This is a genomic window from Dorea sp. (assembly GCF_977044405.1).
In genome coordinates this window covers 100,950-116,324 of sequence record NZ_CDRRQK010000006.1, presented here as the reverse complement: position 1 = coordinate 116,324, position 15,375 = coordinate 100,950, and the positions used below count along the sequence as shown (strand labels likewise).

General features: G+C 41.1%; 15 protein-coding genes. 12 read left to right on the top strand and 3 right to left on the bottom strand.

The features are described from left to right. Position 1 precedes the first annotated feature (1 nt). From nagA to ACWJAF_RS04635, 4 genes are all read left to right on the top strand, one after another. Positions 2–1,147, top strand: a complete 1,146-nt coding sequence (nagA, locus tag ACWJAF_RS04650) for an N-acetylglucosamine-6-phosphate deacetylase (RefSeq protein ID WP_448862511.1) — start codon at positions 2–4, stop codon at positions 1,145–1,147. A 58-nt stretch (positions 1,148–1,205) separates the two neighbouring features. Continuing rightward, a complete protein-coding gene (locus tag ACWJAF_RS04645; protein WP_448862509.1) occupies positions 1,206–1,829 on the top strand; it encodes an SGNH/GDSL hydrolase family protein in 624 nt (207 codons plus the stop codon). A 469-nt stretch (positions 1,830–2,298) separates the two neighbouring features. Beyond that, entirely contained in the window at positions 2,299–3,522 is a 1,224-nt protein-coding gene (tyrS, locus tag ACWJAF_RS04640; protein WP_117596930.1) for a tyrosine--tRNA ligase, read from the top strand. Between the two features lie 89 nt (positions 3,523–3,611). Beyond that, entirely contained in the window at positions 3,612–4,124 is a 513-nt protein-coding gene (locus ACWJAF_RS04635; protein WP_448862507.1) for a flavin reductase, read from the top strand. Positions 4,125–4,236: 112 nt separating this feature from the next. Here the strand turns inward: ACWJAF_RS04635 and ACWJAF_RS04630 are convergent, their stop codons facing one another. Next, positions 4,237–5,544, bottom strand: coding sequence for an alpha-amylase family glycosyl hydrolase (locus tag ACWJAF_RS04630; RefSeq protein WP_448862505.1), 1,308 nt, complete (start codon positions 5,542–5,544; stop codon positions 4,237–4,239). An 81-nt stretch (positions 5,545–5,625) separates the two neighbouring features. Then, positions 5,626–6,978 (bottom strand): MATE family efflux transporter, encoded by a 1,353-nt coding sequence (locus tag ACWJAF_RS04625; RefSeq protein WP_448862504.1) that lies wholly within the window; start codon positions 6,976–6,978, stop codon positions 5,626–5,628. 246 nt (positions 6,979–7,224) lie between these two features. On the opposite strand from ACWJAF_RS04625, the gene rplM reads away from it, so the two are divergent. After that, positions 7,225–7,653 (top strand): 50S ribosomal protein L13, encoded by a 429-nt coding sequence (rplM, locus tag ACWJAF_RS04620; protein ID WP_028087194.1) that lies wholly within the window; start codon positions 7,225–7,227, stop codon positions 7,651–7,653. A 25-nt stretch (positions 7,654–7,678) separates the two neighbouring features. Continuing rightward, complete coding sequence (gene rpsI, locus ACWJAF_RS04615; RefSeq protein WP_006427798.1) at positions 7,679–8,071, top strand: 30S ribosomal protein S9; 393 nt, start codon at positions 7,679–7,681, stop codon at positions 8,069–8,071. Between the two features lie 275 nt (positions 8,072–8,346). On the opposite strand, the gene ACWJAF_RS04610 is transcribed toward rpsI, so the two are convergent. Then, positions 8,347–8,679, bottom strand: coding sequence for a hypothetical protein (locus ACWJAF_RS04610; RefSeq protein ID WP_448862501.1), 333 nt, complete (start codon positions 8,677–8,679; stop codon positions 8,347–8,349). A gap of 253 nt (positions 8,680–8,932) precedes the next feature. Here ACWJAF_RS04610 and ACWJAF_RS04605 point away from each other — a divergent pair, with 253 nt between their 5' ends. The 6 genes from ACWJAF_RS04605 (at position 8,933) to ACWJAF_RS04580 (ending at position 15,286) form a co-directional block, all read left to right on the top strand. Then, positions 8,933–9,091 carry a hypothetical protein gene (locus ACWJAF_RS04605; protein WP_448862499.1) on the top strand — a complete coding sequence of 53 codons (159 nt, stop codon included), beginning with the start codon at positions 8,933–8,935 and terminating at the stop codon, positions 9,089–9,091. A gap of 146 nt (positions 9,092–9,237) precedes the next feature. Beyond that, entirely contained in the window at positions 9,238–9,885 is a 648-nt protein-coding gene (locus ACWJAF_RS04600) for a GntR family transcriptional regulator (RefSeq protein ID WP_448862497.1), read from the top strand. 162 nt (positions 9,886–10,047) lie between these two features. Beyond that, positions 10,048–11,427, top strand: a complete 1,380-nt coding sequence (locus tag ACWJAF_RS04595) for an APC family permease (protein ID WP_448862495.1) — start codon at positions 10,048–10,050, stop codon at positions 11,425–11,427. A 2-nt stretch (positions 11,428–11,429) separates the two neighbouring features. Further along, the gene (locus tag ACWJAF_RS04590) at positions 11,430–12,863 is read left to right on the top strand and encodes a serine hydrolase domain-containing protein (protein ID WP_448862493.1); all 1,434 of its coding nucleotides are present in this window, start codon (positions 11,430–11,432) and stop codon (positions 12,861–12,863) included. 197 nt (positions 12,864–13,060) lie between these two features. Next, complete coding sequence (locus ACWJAF_RS04585; RefSeq protein ID WP_296033977.1) at positions 13,061–13,564, top strand: GNAT family N-acetyltransferase; 504 nt, start codon at positions 13,061–13,063, stop codon at positions 13,562–13,564. Between the two features lie 165 nt (positions 13,565–13,729). Continuing rightward, entirely contained in the window at positions 13,730–15,286 is a 1,557-nt protein-coding gene (locus ACWJAF_RS04580) for an ABC-F family ATP-binding cassette domain-containing protein (RefSeq protein WP_296033976.1), read from the top strand. The last annotated feature ends 89 nt before the right edge of the window (positions 15,287–15,375 follow it).

Sequence of the window (15,375 nt, the reverse complement as noted above, 5' to 3'; positions counted from 1 at the left end):
AATCAAAAATGTAATTGTCTATACAGAAGACAAAAAATTTACAGCAGGCGGCATTGTTGTTCACGATGACAAGATCGAAAGCATTTACACGACAGAAAACGTACCGGATATGCCGGGGGAAGAAGTCATTGACGGACAGGGAGCATACGCAATTCCGGGACTGATCGATCTGCATTTCCACGGGTGTATGGGAGATGACTTTTGTGATAACAGTAAAGAGGCTATTGAAAATATTGCAAAATATGAGGCTTCTGTGGGTGTTACGACAATCGCACCGGCAACTATGACACTTCCGGTAGAAGAACTGGAAGACATCTTAAGGACTGCGGCAGAATACAAAAAAGAACAGAATCCAAAGGGAGCGGATCTTGTAGGCGTGAACATGGAAGGTCCATTCATCAGCCCGGTGAAAAAGGGTGCACAGGATGAAAGAAACATCATGCCTTGTGATACGGCCACTTGCCAGAGATTTCTTGACGCATCCGAGGGACTGGTAAAATTTGTCGGACTTGCACCGGAAGAAAGTGAAGAAGCGGTTGCATTTGTGGAAGAAATGAAAGATAAAGTGAACATTTCTCTTGCACATACCAATGCGGACTATGCGCATGCAAAAGCAGCATTTGATGCAGGTGCAAATCATGCCGTACATCTCTTTAATGCGATGCCGGCATTCACACACCGCGAACCGGGTGTTGTAGGAGCAGTGTCCGACAGTGAACATGTAATGGCAGAGATTATCTGTGACGGTGTACATATCCACCCATCGATGGTGAGGGCAGCGTTCAAGATGATGGGTGCAGACCGCATGATCCTGATCAGCGACAGTATGCGTGCGACCGGAATGCCGGACGGACAGTATACACTTGGAGGACTGGATGTAAAAGTAGTCGGAAATCATGCAACACTGGTATTCGACGGAGCACTTGCCGGTTCTGTAACAAACCTTGCCGACTGTATGCGTACCGTTGTAAAACAGATGGAGATTCCGCTTGAGACGGCTGTAGCATGTGCAACCATCAATCCGGCCAAGAGTCTTGGAATCGAAGATACTTATGGTTCTATTGCACCTGGAAAAAAAGCGAATATCGTATTATTGGACGAGAATCTGGATCTTAAAATGGTAATTAAGGATGGCCGGGAGCTATAATAGAATTCGTGGATTTGCATTAATGTATGGAATCGAATACGGAAAATAGATAGGAAAAATGAAGAAAATTATATTTTTAGGTGACAGCATTACAGACGCAGAGCACTGCTTTTCTGAAAATCCACTGGGGAACGGTTATGTGGATATGGTGGATAAAAAGCTGAATCACAGTACCGGCGGAGGGAAAAAGTACGACATTGTGAACTGTGGACATGACGGTTTCACAATCCAGGGTGTAAAGCGTATGTTAGAGCATGACTGTATTTTAAGACAGCCGGATATTGTGAGCCTGCTGATCGGATGTAATGATGTCGGAGTCATGATGAATACAGGAAAAAGTCTGGAAGAACAGGAATTTGAAGCAGGCTATGAATCCGTTCTAAGAGAACTTACGGAGAGAACCCGTGCAAGAATTATCTGTATGGCACCATTTATCTTTCCTTATCCAAGAAAGTATGCGAACTGGATTCCGGGAATCAGACAGGCAGAAGCAATTGAGAAAAGAATTGCAGAAAGATATCATGTGGAAGTTCTGGAATTACAGGATCTTATGATATCGGCAGCAGGAAAAGCCGGGTATGAAAATATCACAACAGACGGCATTCATCTGACGGAAGGTGGGAATGAAATTATTGCAGGAGCATGGCTGCAACGTTTTGAAAAAATAAAAGATGAAGATTGAAAATCGTCTTGACAAAATACTCTAAATCAGTTAGTCTTTAACACAGACAGAAAAAATAATATACAGATATCACAAAGGCTTAGAAAAGAAGAAGTAGTGATCCACACACCCATACAGAAAGCTGCCGGTTGATGAGAGGCGCATGAAAGAGTGAAGAATGAATACATCTTGGAGCTGCACACCGAAACGGATGAAAACGTGGAATATTAATTTCACAGGTATTTCCGGAAGTAGGCTGTGACGTCAGGCACACGTTATCGTGCAAAGGTCTGTGAACACGCAGACTGAATGAGGCTGAAAGCGTAAGCAATCAGTAAAATAAGGTGGTACCACGGTTAATATCGTCCTTATCCAATGTAATGTTGGGTAAGGATTTTTTGCATTTACCGGGGAATAACAGGAAAGGCTTTTAAGAAAAGTGAGAAATCTGTAAATGATCAATCATAATAATAAAAAGGAGAATCTTAAAATGGGAATTTATGAAGAACTCGTTGCAAGAGGCCTGATCGCACAGGTAACAGACGAAGACAGGATCAAAGACTTGGTTAACAATGGAAAGGCTACATTCTACATCGGATTTGACCCGACAGCAGACAGCCTTCACGTAGGACATTTCATGGCACTGTGCCTGATGAAACGTCTGCAGGAAGCAGGAAACAAACCAATCGCACTGATCGGCGGAGGAACAGCTATGATCGGTGATCCATCCGGAAGAACAGATATGCGTCAGATGATGACACCGGAGACAATCCAGCATAACTGTGACTGCTTTAAGAAACAGATGAGCCGTTTCATCGATTTCTCAGATGGAAAAGCACTGATGGTTAATAACGCTGACTGGCTGATGGGATTGAACTACATCGAAGTATTACGTGAAGTCGGAGCACATTTCTCCGTTAACCGTATGCTGACAGCAGAGTGCTACAAGCAGAGAATGGAAAAAGGACTCAGCTTCCTTGAGTTCAATTACATGATCATGCAGGCATATGACTTCTATGAGTTATACCAGAAATACGGATGTAACCTTGAGTTTGGCGGGGACGACCAGTGGAGCAACATGCTTGCAGGTACAGAGCTGATCCGTCGTAAACTCGGAAAAGACGCTTCTGCCATGACGATCACACTGCTTCTGAACTCAGAAGGTAAGAAGATGGGTAAGACACAGAGTGGTGCTGTATGGCTTGATCCGAACAAGACATCTCCATTCGAATTCTATCAGTACTGGAGAAATGTTGCAGATGCAGATGTATTAAAATGTATCCGTATGCTGACATTCCTTCCATTAGAAGAGATCGACAAGATGGACAGCTGGGAAGGAGCACAGCTTAACACAGCAAAAGAGATCCTTGCATTCGAACTTACAAAACTGGTTCACGGTGAAGAAGAAGCTCAGAAAGCACAGGAGGCAGCAAAAGCATTATTCTCAACAGGTGCAGCAGCAGATATGCCAAAGACAGAACTGACAGAAGAAGACCTTACAGATGGAAATATCGATATCCTGACGATGTTAGTAAAATCAGGACTGACAGCTTCCAAGTCAGAAGCACGCCGTGCAGTACAGCAGGGCGGAGTATCTGTAGATGGTGAGAAGGTTACAGATGTATTCCAGACATTTGCAGGAGAAGCATTAAGCGGAGACGGTGTAGTCCTGAAAAAGGGTAAGAAAAACTTCCGCAAAGTGTTAGTAAAGTAGTATAATTATAAAAGAATATAGTAAAAATGCAGGCAGTGAATATTCACTGTCTGTAATTCTAAAAGAAAGACGATAAGGAGAATGTGAAAATGGCATTTAAAGAAGTAGCAATTGAAAGCCTGGAATTCAACCCGTTTACAAAGATTTCCAAAGAATGGATGCTGGTAACAGCAGGAGACGAGAAAAAGAGTAACACTATGACGGCAAGCTGGGGCGGTGTCGGAATCATGTGGGGAAAGAATATTGCAACGGCATATATCCGCCCACAGAGATATACGAAGAAATTCATGGATGAGACAGGTATGTACACACTTTCTTTCCTTTCGGAAGATTACAGAAAAGCACTGAGTGTATGCGGTTCTGTATCAGGAAAAGATGTAGAAGATAAATGGAAAGAAGCAGGACTTCATCCATATGCAGTAGACGGAACAACAGCAGTTGAAGAAGCAGACCTGATCTTCGTATGTAAGACACAGTATACACAGGATATGAAACCGGAATGTTTCGATGTTAAGGAAAATGATAAGAAATGGTATCCGGATAAGGATTATCATACGATGTATATGGGAGAAATCGTGAAAGTATTGAAGAAGTGCGAGTAATATTTCTACTTAATTCACTATAGCGTTAGATACACACGTAATAAAAGGTGGAAAGGTATTCCTTTCCACCTTTTATTACGGTTCGGGGATCTGGCTTAGTGAATATAAACGATCAGAATTTCAAATACTGTACACTATAAGGTTTTAATTCCAGTTGACCATTTAAAGTAACGGTTTCATCTGTCAGAAGATCTGTTGCTGTACCATTCAATTCACCGGCATTCGTAGTATAAGAATAATCAGCGGCATTGATCGCTACAATAACACGTTCTTTTTCTGAACAACGTTCGAATACTAGCTGATGGTTCTGAATTACCACATTTTTATAAGAACCATTGCAAAGAGCATCACTGTTCTGACGGATGTGAATCAATTTTTTTATGAATTCTGTCAGTTCATTTGGCTTTGGCTCTTCAAAGCATGGACGTAGCGCATAGTCATTGTCCGGCGCCTTTTCACCCGGTTCAGCCCATTCACTTCCATAATAAAGGCATGGGATACCCGGCATGCCAAGAAGAAGACCGTAAGCGAGTGGAATGTGTTTTTGGTTGGTTAATATGCTTGCAAGTCTTGTAACATCGTGGTTATCAACAAATGTCATAAGATGTTTGCCGCGGTAGATACACCACTGGTCACTTCCGAACTGACGATGCAGGGAATGTGCAATCTCGAACATATTCATGCAGTTGAAGCTGGAATAAAGTCCCTTGTAGCATTCATAGTTGGTACAGCTGTGAAGCATGTCGTCATTGACAATAATATTGTAATCTCCGAAGAGTACTTCACCGATCAATGCAAAATCAGGCTTTAATTCCTGTGTGTAAGAACGAAGACGTCTCATGAAGTTATGATCCAGACTGTATGCAACATCCAGACGCAGACCGTCGATGTCGAATTCATCAATCCAGAATTTCACACATTCCAGAAGATAATCTACGACGGCAGGATTCTGAAGATTTAATTTTACCAGTTCAAAATGACCTTCCCAGCCTTCATACCAGAATCCGTCATTGTAACAGCTGTTACCGTCAAAGCTGATGTGGAACCAGTCTTTATAAGGAGAATCCCATTTCTTTTCCTGTACATCCTTGAATGCCCAGAAACCTCGTCCGACATGATTGAATACACCGTCGAGAACGATCTTTACATTATGTCTGTGCAGATCCGCACAGACTTCTTTGAAATCTTCGTTCGTACCAAGTCTGCAGTCAATGCGTTTGAAATCTCTGGTATCATATCCATGATTATCAGATTCAAAGATTGGATTCAGAAGAATAGAATCTATCCCCAGACTTTCAAGATATTCCGACCATTCCATAAGTTTGCGGATACGCGGAACACATACACCATCATTGTGTACGGGAGCACCGCAGAATCCAATCGGATAAATCTGATAAAAAATACTGTTATAAGCCCACATTTCAAGTCCTTCCTTTCCGCGCCTGTTGCATCATCGTTCACAGCAGGCGGCTCACTACTTCATTATACCACATCCGGAACTTTAAGATGGTAAAATTTTTTCACGGTGCATAAACACCAGAAAGCATAAAAATAATAAGATACCTTTAAAAATACTGGAAATCGTAATACTCCACCAGATACCATTTAACCCAAGTGCAGTATGGACAAGAAACATTGCAAGTGGAATACGAAGGGCAGTAAATATAATGCTGATCACAGAAGGAGGTACGGTTTTACCATAACCGGAGAATGCTCCGGCAGTTGTGATCTCAAGGCTCATGAAAAGCTGGGATACACCCAGAATCCGCAGATAGTCAACTCCAAGTGGAAGCACTTTTTCCTCTGTAATAAATATCCGGAATATCGGAGCCGGACAGAAAATTAATAATAAGGTACAAAAGATACCCCAGACAAATACAACCTTCAGAGCACTGATATATCCATGGTAAATGCGTCCTTTTTTTCCGGCACCATGATTCTGAGAGGTGAAAGAATTGACCGCAGCAGCGAATCCGTCAGCCGTCATCCAGGAGATGGATTCAATCTGGGAGCCGACCTTTTGTACGGCAACAGCGGCATCGCCGTATCCGGCAACCAGACGTGCGATGATCATAGAGATACCGGTAAATAACATGCTTTGTATAGAAGTTGGCAGTCCGATCTTTATAATAGAAGCCAGGATAGGAAAGTCGGGCTTTTGCAGGTAACGGACATGCCGGAACAGTACAAGATCTCTTGCGGCAAACAAAAAGAACATTCCCGTAACGATCATCTGTGCGATCACTGTGGCAATTGCAGCACCGGTAACGCGCAGAACAGGAAATGGACCGATTCCGAATATCAAAAGTGGATCCAGGATAATATTGACAATCAGTCCGGTGGTCGTTGCCAGAAATACAGGACGGCTGTTGCCGATAGCAGTAAAAAGTCCGGTAAAAGTCTGGTTTAAAAATGAAAACAGGACAAGTCCGCAGGTAATCTGCAGATAATGGATGGCATCCTGAATGACCTGAAGCTGATTCAGATGAAAAAAATGAATCAAGGGTTTGGCTGCCAGGATACAGATGCTTCCATAGATGAGTCCAAGAAATAAAGTAAGTATGAGTGATTGCGCAGCATAGTCGGCAGCACATTTCCGGTCGGATGATCCGAGGGCATGACCGACATTTACCTGTCCACCCATCTTGGCAAGTGCGGCCAGTCCATTGGAAAGCCACATGTACATGCCGGCAGCCCCCACAGATGCAACGGCAGAACTTCCGATACGACCGATCCAGATCATATCTGTCATATTGTATGCCATTTGGATCAGCGATGTAGCCATGATCGGGATGGCAAGTCTGGTAAGAGAAGACAGAACCGGTCCATTAACCAGATCAATTTTCTTTTGCATAATGTAAAATCCCCCTCAATGAAAAAATAAGATGTTCCTGTCGACGATTATAACATGGAAGTATATAGAAAGAAAGAGAGCAGAACGGTAAAAAAATGTGAAAAAACAGTTGACACACACGGTAGAGTATAATATAATAAGCAAGTATGACAAAAGGAGAAACAGTAAGAGGCCAAAGCCCCGGAATCTTGCTGATTCTGATATATTATCATGAAAATGTTAATGATTCACAGGAGGTAAACCACAATGAAAACTTATATGGCTAATCCAGATAAGATTGAAAGAAAATGGTATGTAGTTGACGCTTCGGAATATACATTAGGACGTTTAGCATCAGAAGTTGCTAAGGTTTTAAGAGGAAAGAACAAACCGGAGTTTACACCACACGTTGATACAGGCGATTATGTAATCGTTGTAAATGCAGAAAAGATTAATGTAACAGGTAAGAAACTGAATCAGAAGATTTATTACAATCACTCTGAATATGTAGGTGGAATGAAAGAAACTACATTAGCAGAGATGATGGCTAAGAAACCAGAGAAGGTTATCGAACTTGCTGTTAAGGGAATGCTTCCAAAGGGACCTTTAGGAAGATCTATGATCAAGAAACTTCACGTATACGCTGGACCAGAGCACGCTCAGCAGGCTCAGAAACCAGTTGAACTGAAATTCTAAGAAAGGTTAAAAGGAGGATTTTACAATGGCTACTGCAAAATTTTACGGAACAGGTAGAAGAAAAAAATCTGTTGCTAGAGTATATTTAGTACCAGGAACAGGTAAAATTACTATCAATAAAAGAGATATCGATGAGTATTTCGGACTTGAGACATTAAAGGTTGTTGTTCGCCAGCCATTAGCTGCAACAGACACAGAAGGAAAATTTGATGTAATCGTTAATGTTAAGGGTGGTGGATACACAGGACAGGCTGGAGCAATCCGTCACGGTGTTGCAAGAGCACTTCTTGAGGCTGATGCTGATTACAGACCAGTTCTTAAGAAAGCTGGATTCCTTACACGTGATCCACGTATGAAAGAACGTAAGAAATACGGTCTCAAAGCAGCTCGTAGAGCACCACAGTTCTCTAAACGTTAATTTATACAATTTATTCGAATATACAGAAGATACACAGCAGCCCCGGAAATGCAATGTTTCCGGGGTTTTTCTTTACTTTCATTACAATGTAGAATACGGAAAAACACGTGAATTATTGACAGTAAGTAACAAGTAAGTAACAAGTAACTAACAAAAAGTGGGATTATAGAATAAAAGAAAAAGCAGGACAAAGAGAATGAAAGCCTTGTCCTGCTTTTCTTTGGAACGCTATGCGTTCGAAAAAAAACTGCCAGTGGCAGGTTCTGTATGGTTAATTATTCCTGCAACAACTGTTTTTCGAAAACAGATAACAATTTATTAATTGTGAAGAAATAGCTCTTACATTCACTGCGTGTTTTCGCATCAACGTCAATATCTCCGAGGATAATAGACTTGGCAGCCTGCAAAGCTGCGAGAATGGTACGGAATTCGTCAGGTGTTATGTCGGTGTCGTGATTAATTAATTTTTTTGCTGCAGAAGTACAGCACTGATAAATGATTTCTGCCTGGCTTTCTGATTCTGAAAGATCAAGACCCGGCAGAATAGTAAGAGCATAAGCGGTTGCTTCTATGTCAGAATTATTAAAGGCATAGGAAATATGGCTCATAGTAAAACCTCCTTAAGTTTTTAAGAAAAGTATAACATAAAAAGAAGGAGCGCGCGAGAATATAAAGAAATAAACTGGATATTTGAATTATTAATTGTTATTTGAATTGCCATATAATAGCAGTTTAGGAGTTGCACAAATATGTGCATTTTTTGCGTGTCAAAACATCGGAAATGCGAAAAAAGCTATGTGACAAAGCTATAAGCACCGAGAATGTATGTGGTTTGTAGATGTGATTGGATAGGATAATAGAATGAAGGATAAAACGTACGAAAGAGACATTAATTTATATCAGGAGGAGAAGATTTATTGCGTAGATGGAAGTGAGCCTGGACAGAAGAACTATGAAAAGATCCGTTATGCAATAGGAGAAAATAATGCAGTTGGTTCAGTATCAGGATATCATGGATAAATTAAGCAGCGTGATGGAGAGATGGATGTAGTTTTCGCGAGAATGAAATGAAAGACTTATCAAAGAAAAAGGTTTACATTATTGATTATAATGTATACAATATAAAATGTAAGTACGAGGAAAAACTTTGATAAGGAGAATAAAAAATGCTTGGTTTAAAACCGATAAAAATGCTGCCTGCAAGAGAACGTGTAGCGGCGGCACTTAGAAAGGCGATTATTTCAAGACAGATCAAAGAGGGAGAAGTTTTAACTCTTGAAAGTACAGCTCAGGAACTGGGAGTATCGATCACTCCGGTCAGAGAAGCTTTCCAGATATTGGAAAGAGACGGGCTGATAGATTTGAAACAGAATAAGGGAGCTGTTGTTCTTGGAATTAATGAGACAACGCTCCGGGAGCATTTTCAGATCCGGGCGGCATTAGAAAGTGAAGCATGTGCCCTGTGTTGTAAGAATCATATTGATCTTAGCCGGATAGAACAGGTGCTGACTGTATCAAAAGAGATGATAGAAAAAGAAGATTATGAGAATTATTCGAAGCTGAATCAGTCTCTTCATATGGAGATCTGGACAGCAGCAGGTAATGAAAAACTGAAAAAAATGCTTTCGGAACTCTGGAGCGGATTGTCTCTGGGGGTAAAGATGACAGAAGCAGAATATGCTGTAAAATCATTAAAAGAGCATGAAGATATCATCGAAAGTATGAAAAAATATGACACAATGGAAGCCTGGAGAAAGATGCATCAGCACATAGAACGTAGTTGTGAAGATGTATTGGCAGAATTTCAGAAGTAATTATGCACAAAAAATAAAGGTAAAATTTATGTAAAACGTCGAACTTGTTATTTGTGATTGACAAGTCCGGCGTTTTTAATTATAGTTTGATTATGGATACATTATCATTTATAAATAATAAAAAATAAATGATAATAAATTAAAACAAAGGAGAGAGAACAAATGAGTAACAAGAATTTAATCGTGAACACTCCAGAACCTAAACCTGGTATACTGGAGCGCACAGATCTGTTTGCTATTGCTGTGGGAATGGTAATTGGATCAGGAATGGTAACGTTGATCGGACCAGCCATGGCAATGACAGGATATTCCGTATGGCTTGCATATCTGACAGCCATTATTATGGGGTTTTTTATGGTATTTCCATATATTATCCTGGGAGGAACCATGCGTGTGGCCGGAGGACCTTACTCAATTGTAACAAATTTATCAGGTGTCAGTGCAGGAGGGCTGGTTGCGTATACGAAGCTTGTTACTCCGATCCTGAACAGCTCGTTCGCCCTGGCGTTAGGACTTTATGTGAATAACCTGCTTCCTGGAATCACGGTAAAAGCAATTGCGATTGCAGGAATCTGTATTTTATTTGTACTGAATCTTCTTGGAATGGATATCTTTGCAAAAGTAAGTAAGATCTTATCGACCATTCTTTTGATTACAATGGTGCTGTATGTAATCTTCGGATTGACACAGATCAAACAGCCGATCTTCCAGTTCTCGGGAGATAAGATGTTTACAGGTGGTTTTAAAGGATTTATGTTGGCAGCTCTTCTTTTGATCAATTCAGCAAATGGATATTATAATATCCTCTGGTATGGAAAAGATGCGAAGAAAGCGACAAAGGATGTTCCGTTTGCAAGTATGGCATGTGTGCCATGTCTTCTGTTCATCTATGTAGGACTTGCAATGGTTACAGGTGGAGTCCTTCCACATGATGAGGTTGCCGGAGCACCGACAATCTTACCGGCAGCACAGGCAATTCTCCCGGGTGTTGTATATAAGATCTTCATGATCGGCGGACCGATTATGGCAATCATTACAACATTGAATGGAGTGTTTAATGATGTGCGTTATCCGTTGGCACAGGCGGCAAAAGACGGATGGCTTCCAAAATTCATATTAAAAGAAAACAGATTTGGAGCCCCATATCTGATTTATACATATACATTGATTGTTGTCCTGATCCCGATAGTAACGGATATGAGTATTGTAACAATAACAAATATTTTCCAGGTAATCACATTCTTTATGAATGTAACAGTAGTATATGCAATTTCAAGACTGCCAAAGAGATATCCACAGGCCTGGAAAAAGAATAAGTTTCATTTTTCAAATGGAGCACTGTATACATTCTGTACCGTTAGTATTATTATCTACACAGTTATATTTGTAAAAGGTATTTTCAGTATCGAAGCCGTTTATGCAGTAGCAGCGGTAGTAGTTATGATAGCGTTAATTCTGAGTGGAGTTTATCTGACAAAGAAAGGTGGAATCCGTATCGAGACATCTCTTTGGGAGCCATCATTTAAGGAAGGGGAAAAATAAGCATGAAAGCAGCATATGTAAAACCAGGAGAACTTGGACTGAATCCGGAAAAGTTAACAGAGATGTTAAAAGAACTGGAAGAAACCGTGGAACTTCACAGCATTTCTGTAAGAGTTGGTGGAAAAGTTATTCTGGAAGGAGCATGGGATCCATTTTCATTGGAAAAGCCGCAGATGATGCATTCGTTATCTAAGATAGGAACAAGCATCTGTCTTGGATTTGCATTAGATGAAGGCAGGATACATCTGGATGATAATCTGCTGGAGTATGTCGGAGATGAGCTGCCGGAAGAATATGATCCGGCACTGAAAGACCTGACTATTTATCATCTTCTGACCATGCAGGCAGGATCAAAAGAATGTTGTAACAATGTATGGTTTTCCAGGCTTGAAAAAGAATGGGAGACGAACTGGTTAAAACAGCCAAAGATTAGAGAAGATATCGGAAAAGCATTTCATTATGACTCCGGATGCAGTTATACACTTTCCAGAATTATAACGAAAGTTATGGGAAAGAATTGTCTGGCAATTATGCAGGAGCGTGTATTTGACAAGATGGGATTTGGCAAGATCAATTGGCTGACAAGTCCGGAAGGGCATAATACCGGAGGATGGGGAATGTACCTGACGGCCAATCAGATCTCAGCTTTGGCGCAGCTTCTGGTTCAGAGAGGAAAATGGAATAGTGAACAGCTGATACCGGAATGGTGGGTGGAAGAGATGAGTAAGATGCGTGTTGAGATACCAGAAGATAAGAAAAAAGCACTTACACATTATGCTTACCATATCAAGGCAGGAAAAGAGATTTTTGCAGCTGAGGGTGCATTTGGCCAATATCTTATTTGCTTCCGGGATTATCCGGTTGCAATTGGAATCACTGCAGGAGCTTCGGAATATCTGGCAGCAGATATTTGCCTGAAATATATAAAAGATGCAATTCAGATTCCATGTGCGAAAGAAAAACTGGATGAGGCGCAGGAACAACTGGAAGAAAAAGTTGCACATCTGACACTTACGGAACCGGAAGGCGATAGAAAAGAAACGGATAAGGCAACAGAAAAACTTCTGGATAAGACAATTGTATTTACCGAAAATCCAAGACAGATAGAGTCGGCACAGATTTCAAAGTATGGTGATGAATTAAAGCTTGTATTGACTGTGGACGGCGAAAAGAAAGTCTTGTTTGCCGGATATAAAAACTGGAAATGCAATGATATGTATCCGAATGACTTTACTAGAAGATATCATGCTATATCTTATGCATTTGATGAGGATGCACTGTATATTTCGGTGGGACTTTTGAATACGTCTTATAGAGAAGAGTATTGTCTGTGGGTGAATTCGGAGGATGTAGTTGTAGGAACATGGAGACCGAATGTAACCTATCTTCCTGCAGAAGAAAATATGACCTGGAAATTCACCGGAACATTTGCATAATATCATAATCTCCAATATACCAACAATTCTGCTATGATGATATATAGAATCCCTGAAAGTAAAAGCTTTCAGGGATTTTTTGATGCCAAAGCATGCAGGAGAAGCTGCCGGTGGCAGGTTCTCTGTATATCACAGGATATTTACAGAAAAATGTATTTGCGGTATGATAGAAAAAATGGGAAAAAGGAGAGGCTTATATGAATGAAATAATACTGGCGACGGAGCAGGATATCCCGGAACTCATGGCAATGATCCATGAGATCTATGATGCAATTCCAATCAAAGAATGGTTCTGTCTGAATGGGGATGAGGCAGTGACCAGTTACATGACAACGGGAGGATTTTCTTTAAAAGCGATGTGTGACGGAAAGCTTGCGGGCGTATTCATTGCACGTACAAGTGATCTTGGAAAAGAAAATATCGGATACGATCTGAAATATGATGAAGAACAGAGAAGACAAGTGGCACACATGGAGATTGCCATGGTAAGAAAAGAATACAGAGGACAGGGTCTGCAGAAAATTATGATGGAAAAAGCGGAGCAGATATTAAAAAAGCAGGGATTCCACTATCTGCTTGGAACGGCGCATCCGGATAACGCAGCAAGTGTGAATACATTTCTGAAGTTAGGTTATAAGCAGGTGATGACGAAGGAAAAGTATGGCGGGATGAAGAGGAGCATTTTCTGTAAAGAGGTATAGGGGGGAGTGTCAAAAGTAAATCTTATTACCTGCGGATGCAGCCGGGTTGCAAAAGATTTGGATTACAAACGAAATGAAATTTAGATAATGATTGAAAGACATCATGTTCCCCGCTATAATATACGAAGAACTTGCTAAAAATATAGAACAATCAGGGAGAAATATATGAGCATATTAAATGTTGAACATCTGACACATGGTTTTGGTGACAGAGCCATCTTCTCAGATGTTTCTTTTCGACTTTTAAAAGGAGAACATATCGGGCTTGTAGGAGCCAATGGAGAGGGTAAATCTACCTTTATGAATATCGTGACAGGAAAGCTTGTGCCGGATGAAGGAAAAGTAGAGTGGTCTAAGAATGTACATGCCGGATATCTGGATCAGCATGCAGTCCTGAAAAAGGGAATGACGATCCGTGATGTATTAAAGTCAGCATTTGACCCACTGCTTCAAAAAGAACAGAGGATGAATGAAATCTGTGATCTTCTCGGAACTGCAGATGAAGATGAGATGAACCGTCTGATGGATGAACTTGGAACCATCCAGGATGAACTGACATTACATGATTTTTATACCATCGATGCGAAAGTAGAAGAAGTGGCAAGGGCACTTGGACTTCTGGATCTTGGACTGGACCGGGATGTTACCGACTTAAGTGGTGGACAGAGAACAAAAGTACTTCTGGCGAAACTTTTATTGGAGAAACCGGATATCCTGCTTCTTGACGAGCCGACCAACTATCTGGATGAAGAACATATCGCATGGCTGAAGCGTTATCTGCTGGATTATGAGAATGCATTTATCCTGATCTCACATGATATCCCGTTCTTAAATGAAGTGGTAAATATCATCTATCATATGGAGAATCAGGAACTGAACCGCTATGTCGGGGATTATGATCATTTCCAGGAAGTCTATGCAGTCAAAAAAGCACAGCTTGAGGCAGCGTACAGAAGACAGCAGCAGGAGATCAGTGAGCTGAAGGACTTTGTAGCACGTAATAAGGCACGTGTATCAACAAGAAATATGGCAATGTCCAGACAGAAAAAATTAGATAAGATGGATGTGATCGAGCTGGCAGCAGAAAAGCCGAAGCCGGAATTTCATTTTCGTTATGGAAGGACACCTGGAAAGATGTTATTCGAGACACATGATCTGGTGACGGGATATGATGAGCCATTATCGAAGCCGCTTAATTTTAGTATGGAACGTGGTCAGAAGATCGCACTTGTCGGAACGAATGGAATTGGAAAGACTACCTTATTAAAAAGTATTCTGGGCCTGATCCCTTCTTTGTCCGGAAGCTGCGAACTGGGAGAAAATCTGGAGATCGGATATTTTGAACAGGAAGTAAAGGGAGAAAATAAGACAACCTGTATCGATGAGATCTGGCAGGAATTTCCTTCATTTACACAGTATGAAGTCCGTTCGGCACTTGCAAAATGTGGACTGACAACCAAGCATATCGAAAGTCAGGTAAGAGTATTAAGTGGTGGAGAGCAGGCGAAGGTAAGATTATGTAAGCTGATCAACCGTGACACGAATATCCTGCTTCTTGATGAGCCGACGAACCACCTGGATGTAGATGCGAAAGATTCGCTCAAGAAAGCACTGCAGGAGTACAAGGGAAGCATCCTGCTGATCTGCCATGAACCGGAATTTTATCAGGATGTGGTGAATGAAGTGTGGGATATGAGTAAGTGGACGACGAAAGTATTCTAAAGCATTTTTCATACACGTTCTAAAATGAAAAAACAATGGATTGTGAAAAGCGATAAGCGCTGGATGATGAATTGCTGTGTGTCCGGAAC

Bases quoted from the DNA above. Each gene is read 5' to 3' on its own strand.
- ACWJAF_RS04645 (WP_448862509.1), top strand. From the start codon at position 1,206: ATGAAGAAAATTATATTTTTAGGTGACAGCATTACAGACGCAGAGCAC.
- tyrS (WP_117596930.1), top strand. From the start codon at position 2,299: ATGGGAATTTATGAAGAACTCGTTGCAAGAGGCCTGATCGCACAGGTA.
- ACWJAF_RS04635 (WP_448862507.1), top strand. From the start codon at position 3,612: ATGGCATTTAAAGAAGTAGCAATTGAAAGCCTGGAATTCAACCCGTTT.
- ACWJAF_RS04630 (WP_448862505.1), bottom strand. From the start codon at position 5,544: ATGTGGGCTTATAACAGTATTTTTTATCAGATTTATCCGATTGGATTC.
- ACWJAF_RS04625 (WP_448862504.1), bottom strand. From the start codon at position 6,978: ATGCAAAAGAAAATTGATCTGGTTAATGGACCGGTTCTGTCTTCTCTT.
- rplM (WP_028087194.1), top strand. From the start codon at position 7,225: ATGAAAACTTATATGGCTAATCCAGATAAGATTGAAAGAAAATGGTAT.
- rpsI (WP_006427798.1), top strand. From the start codon at position 7,679: ATGGCTACTGCAAAATTTTACGGAACAGGTAGAAGAAAAAAATCTGTT.
- ACWJAF_RS04610 (WP_448862501.1), bottom strand. From the start codon at position 8,679: ATGAGCCATATTTCCTATGCCTTTAATAATTCTGACATAGAAGCAACC.
- ACWJAF_RS04605 (WP_448862499.1), top strand. From the start codon at position 8,933: ATGAAGGATAAAACGTACGAAAGAGACATTAATTTATATCAGGAGGAG.
- ACWJAF_RS04600 (WP_448862497.1), top strand. From the start codon at position 9,238: ATGCTTGGTTTAAAACCGATAAAAATGCTGCCTGCAAGAGAACGTGTA.
- ACWJAF_RS04595 (WP_448862495.1), top strand. From the start codon at position 10,048: ATGAGTAACAAGAATTTAATCGTGAACACTCCAGAACCTAAACCTGGT.
- ACWJAF_RS04590 (WP_448862493.1), top strand. From the start codon at position 11,430: ATGAAAGCAGCATATGTAAAACCAGGAGAACTTGGACTGAATCCGGAA.
- ACWJAF_RS04585 (WP_296033977.1), top strand. From the start codon at position 13,061: ATGAATGAAATAATACTGGCGACGGAGCAGGATATCCCGGAACTCATG.
- ACWJAF_RS04580 (WP_296033976.1), top strand. From the start codon at position 13,730: ATGAGCATATTAAATGTTGAACATCTGACACATGGTTTTGGTGACAGA.